Source organism: Paenibacillus sp. L3-i20, from assembly GCF_022180385.2.
Taxonomy (GTDB): domain Bacteria; phylum Bacillota; class Bacilli; order Paenibacillales; family Paenibacillaceae; genus Pristimantibacillus.
Window position 1 is genome coordinate 534078 of the sequence record NZ_BQME02000001.1, and the last position, 12859, is coordinate 546936.

General features: G+C 38.9%; 15 protein-coding genes. 3 read left to right on the top strand and 12 right to left on the bottom strand.

Going from position 1 to position 12859, the window contains the following annotated elements; translation table 11 throughout:
• Positions 1 to 60: 60 nt before the first annotated feature.
• The 3 genes from MFF31_RS02650 to MFF31_RS02660 all read right to left on the bottom strand — a co-directional run bounded on the left by MFF31_RS02650 (position 61) and on the right by MFF31_RS02660 (position 2346).
• Entirely contained in the window at positions 61 to 831 is a 771-nt protein-coding gene (locus tag MFF31_RS02650) for an ABC transporter permease (RefSeq protein ID WP_238186583.1), read from the bottom strand.
• A complete protein-coding gene (locus tag MFF31_RS02655; RefSeq protein WP_238186584.1) occupies positions 761 to 1603 on the bottom strand; it encodes an ABC transporter ATP-binding protein in 843 nt (280 codons plus the stop codon). Before MFF31_RS02655 ends, MFF31_RS02650 begins: the two co-directional genes overlap by 71 nt.
• A 563-nt stretch (positions 1604 to 2166) precedes the next feature.
• Positions 2167 to 2346, bottom strand: a complete 180-nt coding sequence (locus MFF31_RS02660; protein WP_238186585.1) for a hypothetical protein — start codon at positions 2344 to 2346, stop codon at positions 2167 to 2169.
• A 216-nt stretch (positions 2347 to 2562) separates the two neighbouring features.
• Between MFF31_RS02660 and MFF31_RS02665 the strand changes: the two genes are divergently transcribed.
• Genes MFF31_RS02665 through MFF31_RS02675 form a run of 3 tightly spaced genes read left to right on the top strand, consistent with a single transcriptional unit; the run spans position 2563 to position 5747 of the window.
• Positions 2563 to 3285, top strand: coding sequence for an ABC transporter ATP-binding protein (locus MFF31_RS02665; RefSeq protein WP_238186586.1), 723 nt, complete (start codon positions 2563 to 2565; stop codon positions 3283 to 3285).
• Complete coding sequence (locus MFF31_RS02670) at positions 3282 to 4640, top strand: ABC transporter permease (RefSeq protein ID WP_238186587.1); 1359 nt, start codon at positions 3282 to 3284, stop codon at positions 4638 to 4640. The genes MFF31_RS02665 and MFF31_RS02670 overlap by 4 nt, the downstream gene beginning before the upstream one ends.
• A gap of 24 nt (positions 4641 to 4664) precedes the next feature.
• Positions 4665 to 5747 carry an efflux RND transporter periplasmic adaptor subunit gene (locus MFF31_RS02675; RefSeq protein WP_238186588.1) on the top strand — a complete coding sequence of 361 codons (1083 nt, stop codon included), beginning with the start codon at positions 4665 to 4667 and terminating at the stop codon, positions 5745 to 5747.
• A 98-nt stretch (positions 5748 to 5845) separates the two neighbouring features.
• Here the strand turns inward: MFF31_RS02675 and MFF31_RS02680 are convergent, their stop codons facing one another.
• From MFF31_RS02680 to MFF31_RS02720, 9 genes are all read right to left on the bottom strand, one after another.
• Positions 5846 to 6295, bottom strand: a complete 450-nt coding sequence (locus tag MFF31_RS02680) for a DUF4871 domain-containing protein (protein WP_238186589.1) — start codon at positions 6293 to 6295, stop codon at positions 5846 to 5848.
• A gap of 254 nt (positions 6296 to 6549) precedes the next feature.
• On the bottom strand, positions 6550 to 7863 hold the full coding sequence (locus MFF31_RS02685) for an ABC transporter permease (RefSeq protein ID WP_238186590.1): 1314 nt from the start codon (positions 7861 to 7863) through the stop codon (positions 6550 to 6552).
• Positions 7856 to 8758, bottom strand: coding sequence for an ABC transporter ATP-binding protein (locus tag MFF31_RS02690; protein WP_238186591.1), 903 nt, complete (start codon positions 8756 to 8758; stop codon positions 7856 to 7858). Before MFF31_RS02690 ends, MFF31_RS02685 begins: the two co-directional genes overlap by 8 nt.
• Positions 8755 to 9693, bottom strand: coding sequence for an ABC transporter ATP-binding protein (locus MFF31_RS02695; RefSeq protein ID WP_238188458.1), 939 nt, complete (start codon positions 9691 to 9693; stop codon positions 8755 to 8757). Before MFF31_RS02695 ends, MFF31_RS02690 begins: the two co-directional genes overlap by 4 nt.
• Complete coding sequence (locus MFF31_RS02700; RefSeq protein ID WP_238188459.1) at positions 9693 to 10094, bottom strand: GntR family transcriptional regulator; 402 nt, start codon at positions 10092 to 10094, stop codon at positions 9693 to 9695. Before MFF31_RS02700 ends, MFF31_RS02695 begins: the two co-directional genes overlap by 1 nt.
• Positions 10095 to 10116: 22 nt before the next feature.
• A complete protein-coding gene (locus MFF31_RS02705; RefSeq protein ID WP_238186592.1) occupies positions 10117 to 10842 on the bottom strand; it encodes a hypothetical protein in 726 nt (241 codons plus the stop codon).
• Between the two features lie 195 nt (positions 10843 to 11037).
• Positions 11038 to 11499, bottom strand: coding sequence for a DUF420 domain-containing protein (locus MFF31_RS02710; RefSeq protein ID WP_238188460.1), 462 nt, complete (start codon positions 11497 to 11499; stop codon positions 11038 to 11040).
• 44 nt (positions 11500 to 11543) lie between these two features.
• Complete coding sequence (ctaG, locus tag MFF31_RS02715) at positions 11544 to 12434, bottom strand: cytochrome c oxidase assembly factor CtaG (RefSeq protein WP_238188461.1); 891 nt, start codon at positions 12432 to 12434, stop codon at positions 11544 to 11546.
• A gap of 104 nt (positions 12435 to 12538) precedes the next feature.
• Entirely contained in the window at positions 12539 to 12856 is a 318-nt protein-coding gene (locus tag MFF31_RS02720; RefSeq protein ID WP_238186593.1) for a cytochrome C oxidase subunit IV family protein, read from the bottom strand.
• Between the last annotated feature and the right edge of the window lie 3 nt (positions 12857 to 12859).

The window sequence follows — 12859 nt, forward strand, 5'->3', positions numbered from 1 at the left end:
AAAACTACCTTCTTTCATTCTCCAACTAATTCTATCGGATTAATAAAAAATGTCAATCTTTTATTTATTTGCGCTTTCAAGTCCATAACGAACGAGAAGTTTGTCCTCCAGCTTTTTGAAACAGAAGTGGTCAGAGATCGTACCAAGCACAGCTATAATAATGACCACATTCAACATTAATGCCGTATCTCCAAGCCCTCTACCATCTTGTAACAATTGACCAAGCCCCGCTCCACTTGCTATCAATTCTCCCGCAACCAGAGCACGCCAAGCAAATGCCCAAGCAACACGAATTCCCGTCATAAGATGAGGAAATGCACCTGGAATAAGTATTTGTGTAAACATTCGCCATCCATTACCCGTTCCAAGGGTTTGCGCTGCGCGAATATAAATAGGAGGAATATTTTTAATTCCGGTTCGTGTTGCAATAGACATCGTCCAGGTTGCACCTAGTGCAGTGATGAAAATGACGGATGTGTCATTAAAACCAAACCATATAATAGCGAATGGGAGCCAAGCTATACTCGGTACTGTTTGCAATGCAACGACTACAAAGCCGAGTGTATCATCAATTAATTTGGATTTTGCGAACATAAGGCCTAGTAAAGTTCCTAAAACCATAGAAATGGTGAACGCGATAAGCAGTCTTCTCAAAGAATTTAAAATAGCTTCTAGCAGTTGTCCATGGGCAAAGCCATTATAGAAAGATTCGACCGTTTGAAACAGGGACGGAAACTTCCATGCTTCCCAGCCAATAATTCTATATGCCGCCTCCCATGCCACCAAAATCCCGATCAGAAAAAGTGTTCTTCTTAAGACTGTAGCTGTCATCGTCCATTTCCTCCTTAATTACTTTTTCCAATTCGTCTGCTAGACATTCCATAATGGAAGTTTCTACATGATGAAGCAACGGATCTGCGCTGTCCCTTGGCCTTGCAGCTTGTACAGCAAATTCCTTCTTAATCGTCCCAGGACGTGTAGACATAACAAGAACTCGGTCAGATAACATGACAGCTTCTCTAATATTATGAGTGATAAATAAAATCGTCTTACCTGTGCGCATCCAAATATCTTCAAGCTCTTGATGAAGGACAAGTCTCGTTTGCTCGTCCAATGCTGCGAATGGTTCATCCATTAGAAGAATCTGCGGGTCCATAATTAAAGCACGTGCGATTGCTGCTCTCTGCTTCATACCACCTGACAACTCATTAGGGTAACGGTCAGCAAATTTACTTAAGTGAACAGCACGAATTTGCTCCATCGCAAGTTCCATCCGTTCTTTCTTTGGAATCCCCTTCTGCTTCAGGCCAAATGCTACATTCTCTAGCACCGTCAACCATGGAAATAAACCATGCTCCTGGAAAACGACTACTCGATCAGGCGCAGGATCTTTAATAGCTTTACCATTAACTAAAATAGAACCGCTATAGCCTGAGTCAAACCCTGCTATTAAATTCAAGACGGTTGATTTACCACAGCCAGATGGACCAAGTAGAGAGACGAACTCTCCTTCTTTAATGCTGAAATTAATCTCATTTAAAGCTTGAAAGCTGTTCCCGTCACGCTGTTTAAATTGTTTGCTTACTTTATCAATAACTATCATAGTGCCTGACCCCGTTTCATTCATTATGTAAGAGGCTTGTTTTACATATATTAACACTGTTTTTCCATTTAACCATACAGCTTCTATTCTTATCGGATATGTATGTATTGTCAATATTGTTTTTAGAATTTATTTACAATGATAGCTCCCTGTTCACAAAAAAACCTTGATAGGTATATGCCAAATCAAGGTTATTATTCATAACATATTTGATGGTACAAAAAAATTTCCCTATCCTATCTTCGAGTGTACAACCATTGTCCACTTCCATAATGGACTAATAACCTTCTATATTTCAGAAGAGCAATTGGAATGAAAATTGAATATCAGGTTCAGTGAGGTAATGTTGAGGAAATAACGATATTGGACTTGTTTCTATTATAAGCATTTAAACTAGAATACATCTTCCAGTAATGAAAATAAAAGAAACAAGTCCTTTTTTGCAGTCGATACGACTAGGAATAAAGCTCATTGAAGCTTATAACACTAATTTTCGGAAGAAACGTTGTGCAATGCAGGGGTCAGTGAGCTTATTGGCGTCAATTACTAGAGGAGTGCGAAGATTAGACACTGAGGAAGTAGTAGAATGCTATTACATCCTTATCAAGCACGTTAGTACCTCGATTATTGATCGAGCCTGTCATAGTATAATTTTCCACACTAAGTGACGACGAATCTTTTGCAAAAATTTTACGTATAAGATCAAAGCGTCTATTACTCTTTTGTCTGTAGTTTTTTTTCATATTCCGTAACACCCCCTTTATGTCTGATTAACGAAATCTAAGGAAAGGTCAGAGCTATACAAGCAAATTGTCTGCTTCTCATTTCTTCCTGTGTTTGTTTCGACTTTCTTAGTTTACGATGTTCCTGTATCATTTTCCATGTATTAACTTTATATAAACTGAACTTTACCAGTAAGATAGAATTATAAAAATTGATAGAGAGGAGAGCATCCATCCATGCTACAAGTATCCAAATTATCACATTCATTCTCGAATGGCCCCGAAATAACACCCGTGCTGAATCATATTGATTTCACAGTAGAAAAGGGCGATATGGTCGCACTGCTTGGCAGCTCCGGTTCAGGCAAGTCGACACTTCTCAACTTAATGGCTGGCTTAATGAAGCCAACCGAAGGCAATATTTTGATTGCTGAACACAATATTGTAAAAATGAGCGAAAATGAGCTAGCAGAATTTCGGCGCAAACATATTGGCTTTATCTTTCAAGCATACGAACTTATTTCTAATTTGACTGTCCGTGAAAATATAGAGTTGCCGCTCGTATTCCAATCCGTCGCACCCTCCGAGCGAAAGAAACGGGCAATGTCACTGCTTGAACAAGTAGGTATTCCGGATAAAGGGGCTATGTTCCCATCACAACTTTCAGGGGGACAGCAGCAACGTGTCAGTATTGCCCGCTCTCTCATCACTCAGCCTTCTATTATTTTCGCTGATGAGCCGACGGGAAACCTCGACACCAAAACAGAAGAAGAAATTATAGCCATTCTGAAACGACTAAATCGTGAGCTTGACACCACTTTTATGATCGTTACCCACGAACGCGAAGTTGCAGTACATACAAAACGAATTATTACACTCAAGGACGGCTATTTAGTACAAGAGATGCCAGACACTCTTTCAACAAATGAGATGCTCACAGAAGAAGGTGTTGCACGATGAGAATTGGAGATCTGACAAGACTATCTTGGGATCAGGTACGACGTAGGAAAGTGGTAACCAGCCTATGCGCGATCGGTATTTCTATTGGCTGTGCCGCCATTATCGTTGCAATGAGCATGGGGGAATCTGCACAAAGTTATATTGAAGAAGAGATGAATACTTTTTTTAAGATGGATGAAATTACGGTCAGTGCAAATGAAGGGGTAAAAGAAGCAAGCTCTAACATAGATACAGCTACGCTAGAAAGAGGTAAACTATCCGAGCAGAAGATGCAGGCTATCGCAAGCTTCCCTGAAGTAGAAGCTGTTGTACCCATGCTAGGTATGGAGTACATAGAGTATATGACTACGGATGGAAAGACTGCTCATTTGCAACTTTTCGCAACTGACCTAGAGCAGCTTGAGAGTCTAGGAGAATCACTAGGACAAGGATCGTCATCAAATACTGTAGGAAATGTCATACTAAGCTACGGGGCAACACTTGGGCTTGTGGATGAGAAAACACGACAAAATTTGTATGATCAGTTGGAGAAAGATCCTTACAATAACGAGTTGATGGATCAATATCAAAACTTAAACAAGGTTCCCGTCTCACTTTATCAAAGACAAATTCAATTTCGTATGCATGATGACCGAAGTCAATTGCAAACGAGTGCTCCTTACCTTGTCTCAGGCGTACTAAAAAAACCAAAATCTAATGATGCACATAGTATCGCTTTTGACAAACGAGCATATATTTCGCTGGAAACGGCTGAACAAATATTACAACTGCGGAACAGTCCTCTACTTCAAAATGGCGGAAACAGTATGCTCTATCAATCCTTAACTGTGAAGGTTAAAGATCAAAAAGACGTCAAGGTTGTGGAGGATAAAATCAAAAAATTAACATTAACAACGAGCACCAACCTTCATCAAAAAGAGCGAATTGCCTCTCAGTTCAAAATGATTAAAGCTGTTGCACTTGGTGGAGGAATCTTCATACTAATCATTGCATCTATCTCTATTGTAGTTGCAATGACCATGTCTACGTATCAACGTCGAAGACAAATTGGTATTATGAAAGTTTTGGGTGCGAATCTCGCACAAATTCGGAACATGTTTATTATTGAAGCTGCATTACTAGGCTTGCTTGGAGGGCTACTTGGAGTTTTATTCTCCCACTGGGTCGTATGGGGAATAAATATTTTGATTATTGCCATGTCAGGCGGAGAAACGGGTGCTCTTAATATCTATATACCCCTGAGCGTCATACCGATTGGAATGATATTCGCTATTATGACAGGTATTCTCTCAGGTATCTATCCCGCAATTAACGCATCACGCACTGATGCACTAACTGCCATTCGCAGAGATTAACAACTTAAAGGAGCCGATTGCATTATGAAGAAAAAAATAAAATGGATCGTAATATTGGTCGTATTAGCAGGAGTTAGCTTTCTCTTGTACAACATGGCTAATCCATCTAATCAACCTGCACCAACTATGACTGAAGCTTCACTTACGTTTGATGTAACAAAAGAGACAATTGTTAGCTCTGTTGAAGTAAAAGGAAAATCAATTTATGAGCATGAACAGCTCGTCTATGCACCTTATGGAGCAGAAGTTGCGAAATGGCATGTCAAAAATGGTCAGCAAATTGAAAAAGGACAGCCATTGTTCGAGCTTGATAAATCATTGCTTCAAGATCAAATCACTCAAGAAGAAGCAGCAATAAAAAAGGTTGCTCTAGAAGATAAACTTAAGAAACTTATTAACGATACAAGCGGCGATGAATTAACAACTGAAGCCTCAGTAGAGCAGCGGAAGCAAGCATTCGCAAAACGTGAAGTTGATAAGCTGCAAGCGCAATTAAATACTGAAACGATTGCCCTTCAACAAAAAGAACTCGATCGTAAACGCAAAAAATTGAATGAAGCACGTTATACAGCACCAATGTCAGGTATATTTCTGTTCGACGTTGCGAGTAAAGTTCCACAAATTGTAGCTGATCGTGAGTACATTGGTAAAGTTGTCGATCTGAGTACCCTTCATTTGGTTGTATTTGTGGGTGAAAGTGATGTGTTCCGTATACAGGAAGGAATGTCTGTAGCTGTACAGATGAATGCGATGAAGGAAGTCCCGCTTAAAGGCAAAGTGCTTAGCGTTTCTAAATTTGCTAAAGCCAGTACAGAGCAATCCACTGCTAATCAAGCAGCTCAATTTGAAGTTGTTATTAGTTTAGAACCAAGCGAATACTTAATTGCCGGACTTAGTCTAAAAGGCGAAATTGAAATTAGTCGTAAAGAAGATGTTGTTGTTGTACCTACGATTGCAATCTTGCGTGAGTCAGACAAACATTATGTAATGCTAGACAAAGGCAACGGCGTATACGAACGGAAAGATATCGAAATTGGACAAGAAACTCCGGACAAAACAGAGGTTGTGAAAGGGTTAAAGGTTGGAGAGAAGGTTGTAATCCAATAAGAACGTAGACAATAGAATAGTCGATATAAAATAGCCCACTCCCCCACTTGTACGTTGGAGAGTGGGCTATTTTCGTAAATCAACTCTAATGGCTACAATTAATTAGTTGCTTCATGAGCTTTCACAACTATGGAACCAAAATGTTTACCTGCAATTTGAATATCAAATCTCCATAGCCCGCTTGTTGGTAAAGAAAGATTTGATGGAGTATGCCCATCTGCTCCATTAAGGGGATTTGAAACTGCTCCTTCATGAACTATTATGACCTCACCGCTATCTTTACTAGTTGCTGTAATTTTTAATGAGCCTTCAAGTTCTTTACTATCCCCCCAAAAATGCCACATGTATTTTTGGATTTTTTCAGGATAAAACCTCAATACCTCACTATCATCATAAATAAAACCAACTTTTCCTTCTTCCCCAATCATTGAATATGAGCCTGACTCAAATAATGGACTAATAGTCCATTCCACCACATCGTTCTTTTGGGCGTTTTCACATCCAACAATAAATAATAGAGTCACAATCAAAGCAATCATTTTTTTCATATAGTATTCCTTTCATATTCTTTTATATGTAATTAAATCTGTACTCTTATATAACTGTATATTTTTACTTTTTGTTGCAGAAACAAAAAAAATTACAAGTGCACGTGTTCACTTTCCTAGGTAAAATAAGCGAACTGCATCACGGAATCTGGTCACAATGAATATTGTAAAAAGCAAAAACCTTGATAACCAATGTTGTTGGTCATCAAGGTTTTCTACGTGTCACAAACAGATTAAGTTAGCTAAATGATCGATTAAATCTTATAAGCCTTCATAGCCTTACGAATTTCTTTCCAGCTCGGGCGTTTACCGTACATAAGTACACCAGTGCGGTAGATTTTTGCCGATACGTAAACCGAGAAATAGATCGCTAAAAGCAACAAACCGAAGGAAAGAAGTATTTCCCATAATGCAACATCTGTCAAACCTACACGAAGCATCATCACGAATGGTGAGAACAGTGGTATAAATGACGATATTTTTACTAACATACTGTCTGGATTCGAAAGAGAAAAGACTGCGATATAGAATCCTGCAAGCGAGATGATCATCATTGGCATTGTCGCTTGGCCAAGATCCTCTGTCCGGCTTACGATAGAACCAACTGCAGCGTACAACGTTGCGAATAAAAAGAAACCTGTTAAGAAGAATAAAATAGCGTATATGAGCACCAATGGATCGATCAAAGATAAATCAATATCAAGGCTATTTAACGTTTCTCTGTTATGAGGTAGAGAAGCATTTATGAAGATAATAATGGCATATACGGAAACCTGACACACAACGACTACGAACATTCCAAAGATTTTACCGAACATGCTCTTTAGTGGTGAAACGCTTGTAATCAATATTTCCATTACACGTGAACTTTTCTCTGCTGTAATTTCAGTAGCTATTAATTGACCAGAGATCATTATAGCGAAGAAGAGGAAGAATAGTATGACGTAAATAAGCCCCATGTTGACAGCTTGCTCCTCTGGTGACTTTCCAGTTGCTGTTCCTCCGCTATTTCCAGTTGAGATTTGTGCCGTTTCGATCTTAATTGGTGTATTGAGCAAGTTTTGTTGCTCTGCTGTTAAGCCTACATTTTTAAGTATATCGTCTTGAAGAATTTTCTGAAGAGCACCTTGAAGACTGGCTGCTATCGAAAATTCCATAACACTTTTTGACTTATAAGTCATTTTTGGAAGCATACTTCCGCTGACGACTTCAAAATCTAGAAATCCTTTAATATCTTTTGATTCAATCGCTTCTTGAAGCTGCTTTTCATTAGCAGCTATATCACCTTTATCTTGGAACGGAACCATCTTAATCGATGCTTTCTCTTGATTTTCATAATAAGCTTTTAAGCTGTCCCCCGTAATAGTACCTGCTGCCTGATCTCCTCCGACAGCCTTAATATAACCAACATTTGTAATCTTTTCGCCTTTATCAAGTTGAGTAAGAAGATAAGGAAGGTTAGCTCCAATACAAAGTATGATAGCAAGAATCAATGTTGTAATAAGAAATGCTTTCCCTTTAATTTTGTTTTTGATCGTAAACCCTACTACTGTCCATATACTATTCATGCTTATCACCCACCATTTTTATAAAGATTTCGTTTAAAGTTGGTTCTTTAATCTCAAATTTGCTAACTCTAGATTGTGATATGGCTAATCGTAAAATGTCGTCTCCTACTTCTTCCTTCTGAATACCGATTTCATATCCATGTTCAAGACGAGTCACACTATTAACACCAACTATTTTGTCTAAACCGCTAATTTCTTTGTCTGTATTTAGTAAAACTTTCTCTTTTGGAAACTGGCCTTTGATCTCTTTTAGGCTACCTTTTAACACTGTGTTTGAACGATGTAAAATTGTAATATTGCGGCACAATTCTTCTACATGCTCCATACGGTGAGTTGAAAACAGTATGCTCGTACCAGAGTCACGTAGTTCTTTCACTGTCGATTTAAGCAATTCTACATTGACAGGGTCAAGGCCGCTGAATGCTTCATCAAGAATAACGATGCTTGGTTTATGGTTAACTGCTGCGATAAACTGAATTTTTTGTTGATTCCCTTTGGAAAGCTCTTCTACTTTCTTATTGTAGTATTCAGGAACTTCGAATCTTTCGAGCCAATATTTTAAATTTTTATCGGCATCCTTTTTGGACATACCGCGAAGCTGAGATAGATAAAGAATTTGGTCGCTTACACTGACCTTTGGATACATACCTCTTTCTTCCGGTAAGTAGCCCAGTTTACTAAGAATATCGTTACTATATGGCTTACCGTTGTATAATATTTTTCCACCATCCGGGTAAATAAGTCCAAGTACCATACGCATTGTTGTTGTTTTGCCAGCGCCGTTTGCCCCAAGCAATCCGTAAATTTCACCTTCGCTAACTTCAAAATTAATGTTGTTTACTGCTGTTTTTTCTCCGTACTGTTTCATTACCTTGTCGACTACTAGTGGTTTCATTTGCTTTTTCCCCTCGCTTCATGTACTTTTGCTCCAAGTCCATCTTGCTGAAGTAACGTTTCCATAATTTCGTCTAGCTCTAGCGCCTGCCTGCTTACAATATGATGCCCTTCAAACTGGCACCATTGTTCAGCTTCCAACGCTTTGTTAGTGATTACTGCGTAAGTTGTTTCTCCCGCATGTTTAACGATACATTGTCCTGGCATCTTCGCTGCAGCCGCAGCAGTCAGTCCCTCGCCATGTATATAAATGGTAAACCAGCTACTAAATAATTCATCTTTCTCATAAACACCTAACACCCGGCCTTGAGCCATAAACACGATATAATCTGCTAGGCGTTTTACTTCATCTATGATGTGGGTCGTCATTAAAATAGTTCGATTGCCTTTTTCCATATATCGATGAAGAATTTCAATCATTGACTTCCAAGCTAGCGGATCAAGACCCGATGATGGCTCATCTAACAATAATAGATCTGGCCCATGTGATAACGATAAAGTAAGCTCAAACTTTCGTCTCATTCCTTTAGACATTTTGCCTAATGTGCTATTATCATTAATTTGCAGGATGTGTAGAAGTTCTTGATAGCGATTAACATCCCAATTGTTATACCAAAAACTATTAAAGTTTGCTTTGTCATATGCTTTCATACTGTCTTCATGAGGGTATGGTTCTTCAGCTAAAAAACCTATTTTACCTTTCATTTCTTCATCGTCGCCATGACCAACTTTGTGTCCTAGCAAAGTAACTGATCCTTGATCAGGTTTTGTTAGATCAAGTGCCATTCGGAACAAGGTGCTCTTTCCGCTACCGTTAGGTCCGACAATTGCAGTAATGAATCCGCTTGGAATATCTAGTGTTATAGGACCTAGCTTAAAGTTTGACTTCTTCAGTCCAATATCTTTGAACTGTATCGCTACATCACTATCATGCATCACGTATTACCTCCTTGATCGTATTGCTTCTTTAGCACTTCCATAAACAGTTGCTTAAGCTCATCCTCCGAACATTGCATCCGCTTGCCTGATGTAACAGCTTGCTCCAACGCTTCAATAACGGTGGAAAGTCGATGTCGATCCCGCTCTTGCTTATCAACACGGGCTACATAAGTACCCGTACCTTGCCTTGTACGTAGCAGACCTTCTCCTTCAAGATCGCTGTATACACGTTTTACGGTGATGACACTGCACTTTACGGTTTGAGCAAGCTCTCGAATGGATGGAAGCAACGTACCTTCACCCAATTGTCCGCTCACTATTAAAGCTCTTAGTTGAACTTCAATTTGCTGATAGAGCGGCTCTGCACTTTGCTCATTTATTTGAATGGGCAGTTGCATCATTTCACCTGCTTTCAATCAGTTAACTAATATAACTTCGTGCTTTTAATTTTTGAGTAATTTTCGGAATCATGAAAAGTGTTGCTAACACTGATATGAGTATAGATATAAGTGCAACCCACCAATTTCCTTGAACAAATGTGTTATATGTCATAATGACTACACTTTGCTTAAAGGTAAACGTATATATAATCATGATAGCCAAGAAACCGAATAGCAGTAGCGTACTAAACCAGAAGTAAACTTTCCCTGATTGTGTTAGTTCGAAATAGAGATAAATTAAACCAACTGTTATTGCATACCCCGTCCAAAATATGGCGAACATACTAAACGGTAATAAAGCTATTTCAGAAGTGTTTGCTCTTAAAGTTACAAATAATAAAATAAAAAGCAGTACAAGTGCTGGAAGTAGAATGGTTATGAAGATTAAAAACCTGCCCAGCGCAATTTGTTTAACAGGTATTGGCATTATTCTCCAAACAATTAGCTTCTTTGTAAACGCATCTGTTTTCCAATAAAACCCTGTCGTTTGCGTTGACATAAATCCAAGAATCGGCAACATTGAAAATGTCACAAAGTCTATCCCCCAGTTAACTAATCCAACATCCTCACCTTTAATTGCTACAGGGAGCATTGAGGTCATGAACAGGGTCAAATAGCCGATAATGATAAGTGTAAGTAAATGTTTCCAACGAACTTTTTTTAATTCCTCTTTGGCAAAAAAGCAAGCTCCTCGCCATGTACTCATATGCCATATCCTCCTATACATCTTTAAGTCTCTCTTATTTACTTATATCGCTTACTGTGCATACTGTGCTCTCTCTATATACTGTATATATCTATATACACAGTATATGCAGGCTTCTGTTATATGTCAATACAATTTTGGGTAAATATTTCAAATAAAAAAGCCGTCCCTCAGGACGACTCTCTTACCATCTCTTTATCCGAATATCGCATCAAACAGTGGCTTCGCATCTGCTGCTGGATATAGTACATACAAAATAGAATATACCATAACACCGGTTATTGCTGTGAAAAACCAGATGATTGACGTCACACGTCCAAGCTTCCTATGTTTCGCGAATTTCTTTTTATACCCCAAAGTAAGAGTTGTAATACCAAATACCGCTGCAACCGTAGCCATTACTATATGAAACAGTAAGAAAACTAAGTAGTAGGGCTTCAGTCCATCAGGACCGTTATAAGGCGTACTGCCTATAAAAATTGTTCGTGAAGCATAGATGATAAAAAAGATTGTAGCTGCAACTGCCGCATAAACCATCATCTTCTGATGTTGCTCCAGCTTGCGTTTAATAGCTAGTCTCCAGCCAATCGCTACAAGCACTGCACTAAGCACAATAAAAAAGGTGCTGACCGTAGGCATAAGCGTATTAAGATCCATCATAATCACCCTCAATCCATATTAAAAAATTCAATTGCCTATGACTAAGCTGTTTCCGGATCTGGCAGATCATCAGCATGTTCGCGTTTGAACCATTGTTTGAAAATATATACTAAAATAACGCCATACATTAGTTCTTGCACTAGCTTCATAACGATACCGCCAAGCTGCTGATCTTCTACAATGCTCATCGTATTAAAAAATTGAGGACCTCCAAATTCACTTACAAGGTAACTTGTATCCCCTGGCATACAATAACCCATTGCTGTTGCCCATACTTCAGGGTCGCTATACGTTGCATACAGTGCCTCTGGAGCGAAAATGATAAGTGCACATGCAGGCGTCAGTAATACTCCATTAGCGAATACATATGCCATACGCTTCACGTCTGTGAGGCGTGACCATTCCGGTACAGGACAAGCAATTTGCCACCACATCATGAATGAGGTGATAAACAATATAACATAATAAAGTCGATGTACGGTGAAGTTCGTCATAACGTAATCATGTACCATTGGAATATGGTAGAAAGAAAACAGCATATTAAATAAGATTAGAGTTATGATCGGATTCATTAAGAAGCGGAACTTCCTCCAGAAGTTAGTCGAAAACACTTTTCGCCATACAAAAGCGGGCAACCCCAAAAGAATCATAGGCGGGACGACCAAATAAGAGATCGACATATTGACCATATGGTACGTGAACGTCAAATGTCCTAACAAATTTATAGGTCCGCCGTGACATAAATAAACGAGAAAAATGCCGCCTACAAACAACCATTTTTGTTTAGCAGTAGCCTTCGTTTCAGTTGGGAAGTGCTTCTCTCTCCATGGCCCTATTAAATAGAAATACAATATGACCACAGCGATCATAGCAAATAAAAACATAGGTGTCCACAATTCTGCAAAGGAGAAATATTTGTTTAAGTCTAACATCATGGAGGCTCCTTTCTCTTACACAACTCTTTATTTTACAAAAGAAGAGGGACCCAAACCGGGACCCTCCGCTACTTCGTTCAATTGATGATAAAATCCCTGTCCTACCACCAAACCCAATATTCTGCCATTATGACACATGTGAAAACGATAAACACACCCATAAGAATTCCAATTAATGCATACATATGACCGCGGTCCTTCATATGCATCCAGAATGCCATCTGTACAAACACTTGTAGGAACGCAGTTCCAAGCAAGATGATGTAGATGAAGTCTTTGTTAATCTCTCCGCTGATTACAGTTGCGAATGCAATAAACGTTAGCAAGATCGAGAAAATAAATGCAATGACGTGCTTTTTAGATCCTTCGACCTTATGACGTCTGGTGTTTTGCTCTGTGGCTGGATGATTACTTGCCATAAG

What these genes read in the sequence shown, in the direction of transcription:
- MFF31_RS02680 (WP_238186589.1), bottom strand. Translation starts at nt 6,295, where the DNA reads ATGAAAAAAATGATTGCTTTGATTGTGACTCTATTATTTATTGTTGGA.
- MFF31_RS02660 (WP_238186585.1), bottom strand. Translation starts at nt 2,346, where the DNA reads ATGAAAAAAAACTACAGACAAAAGAGTAATAGACGCTTTGATCTTATA.
- MFF31_RS02720 (WP_238186593.1), bottom strand. Translation starts at nt 12,856, where the DNA reads ATGGCAAGTAATCATCCAGCCACAGAGCAAAACACCAGACGTCATAAG.
- MFF31_RS02690 (WP_238186591.1), bottom strand. Translation starts at nt 8,758, where the DNA reads ATGAAACCACTAGTAGTCGACAAGGTAATGAAACAGTACGGAGAAAAA.
- MFF31_RS02700 (WP_238188459.1), bottom strand. Translation starts at nt 10,094, where the DNA reads ATGCAACTGCCCATTCAAATAAATGAGCAAAGTGCAGAGCCGCTCTAT.
- MFF31_RS02705 (WP_238186592.1), bottom strand. Translation starts at nt 10,842, where the DNA reads ATGAGTACATGGCGAGGAGCTTGCTTTTTTGCCAAAGAGGAATTAAAA.
- MFF31_RS02650 (WP_238186583.1), bottom strand. Translation starts at nt 831, where the DNA reads ATGACAGCTACAGTCTTAAGAAGAACACTTTTTCTGATCGGGATTTTG.
- MFF31_RS02710 (WP_238188460.1), bottom strand. Translation starts at nt 11,499, where the DNA reads ATGGATCTTAATACGCTTATGCCTACGGTCAGCACCTTTTTTATTGTG.
- MFF31_RS02670 (WP_238186587.1), top strand. Translation starts at nt 3,282, where the DNA reads ATGAGAATTGGAGATCTGACAAGACTATCTTGGGATCAGGTACGACGT.
- MFF31_RS02685 (WP_238186590.1), bottom strand. Translation starts at nt 7,863, where the DNA reads ATGAATAGTATATGGACAGTAGTAGGGTTTACGATCAAAAACAAAATT.
- MFF31_RS02665 (WP_238186586.1), top strand. Translation starts at nt 2,563, where the DNA reads ATGCTACAAGTATCCAAATTATCACATTCATTCTCGAATGGCCCCGAA.
- MFF31_RS02675 (WP_238186588.1), top strand. Translation starts at nt 4,665, where the DNA reads ATGAAGAAAAAAATAAAATGGATCGTAATATTGGTCGTATTAGCAGGA.
- MFF31_RS02695 (WP_238188458.1), bottom strand. Translation starts at nt 9,693, where the DNA reads ATGCATGATAGTGATGTAGCGATACAGTTCAAAGATATTGGACTGAAG.
- MFF31_RS02655 (WP_238186584.1), bottom strand. Translation starts at nt 1,603, where the DNA reads ATGATAGTTATTGATAAAGTAAGCAAACAATTTAAACAGCGTGACGGG.
- ctaG (WP_238188461.1), bottom strand. Translation starts at nt 12,434, where the DNA reads ATGTTAGACTTAAACAAATATTTCTCCTTTGCAGAATTGTGGACACCT.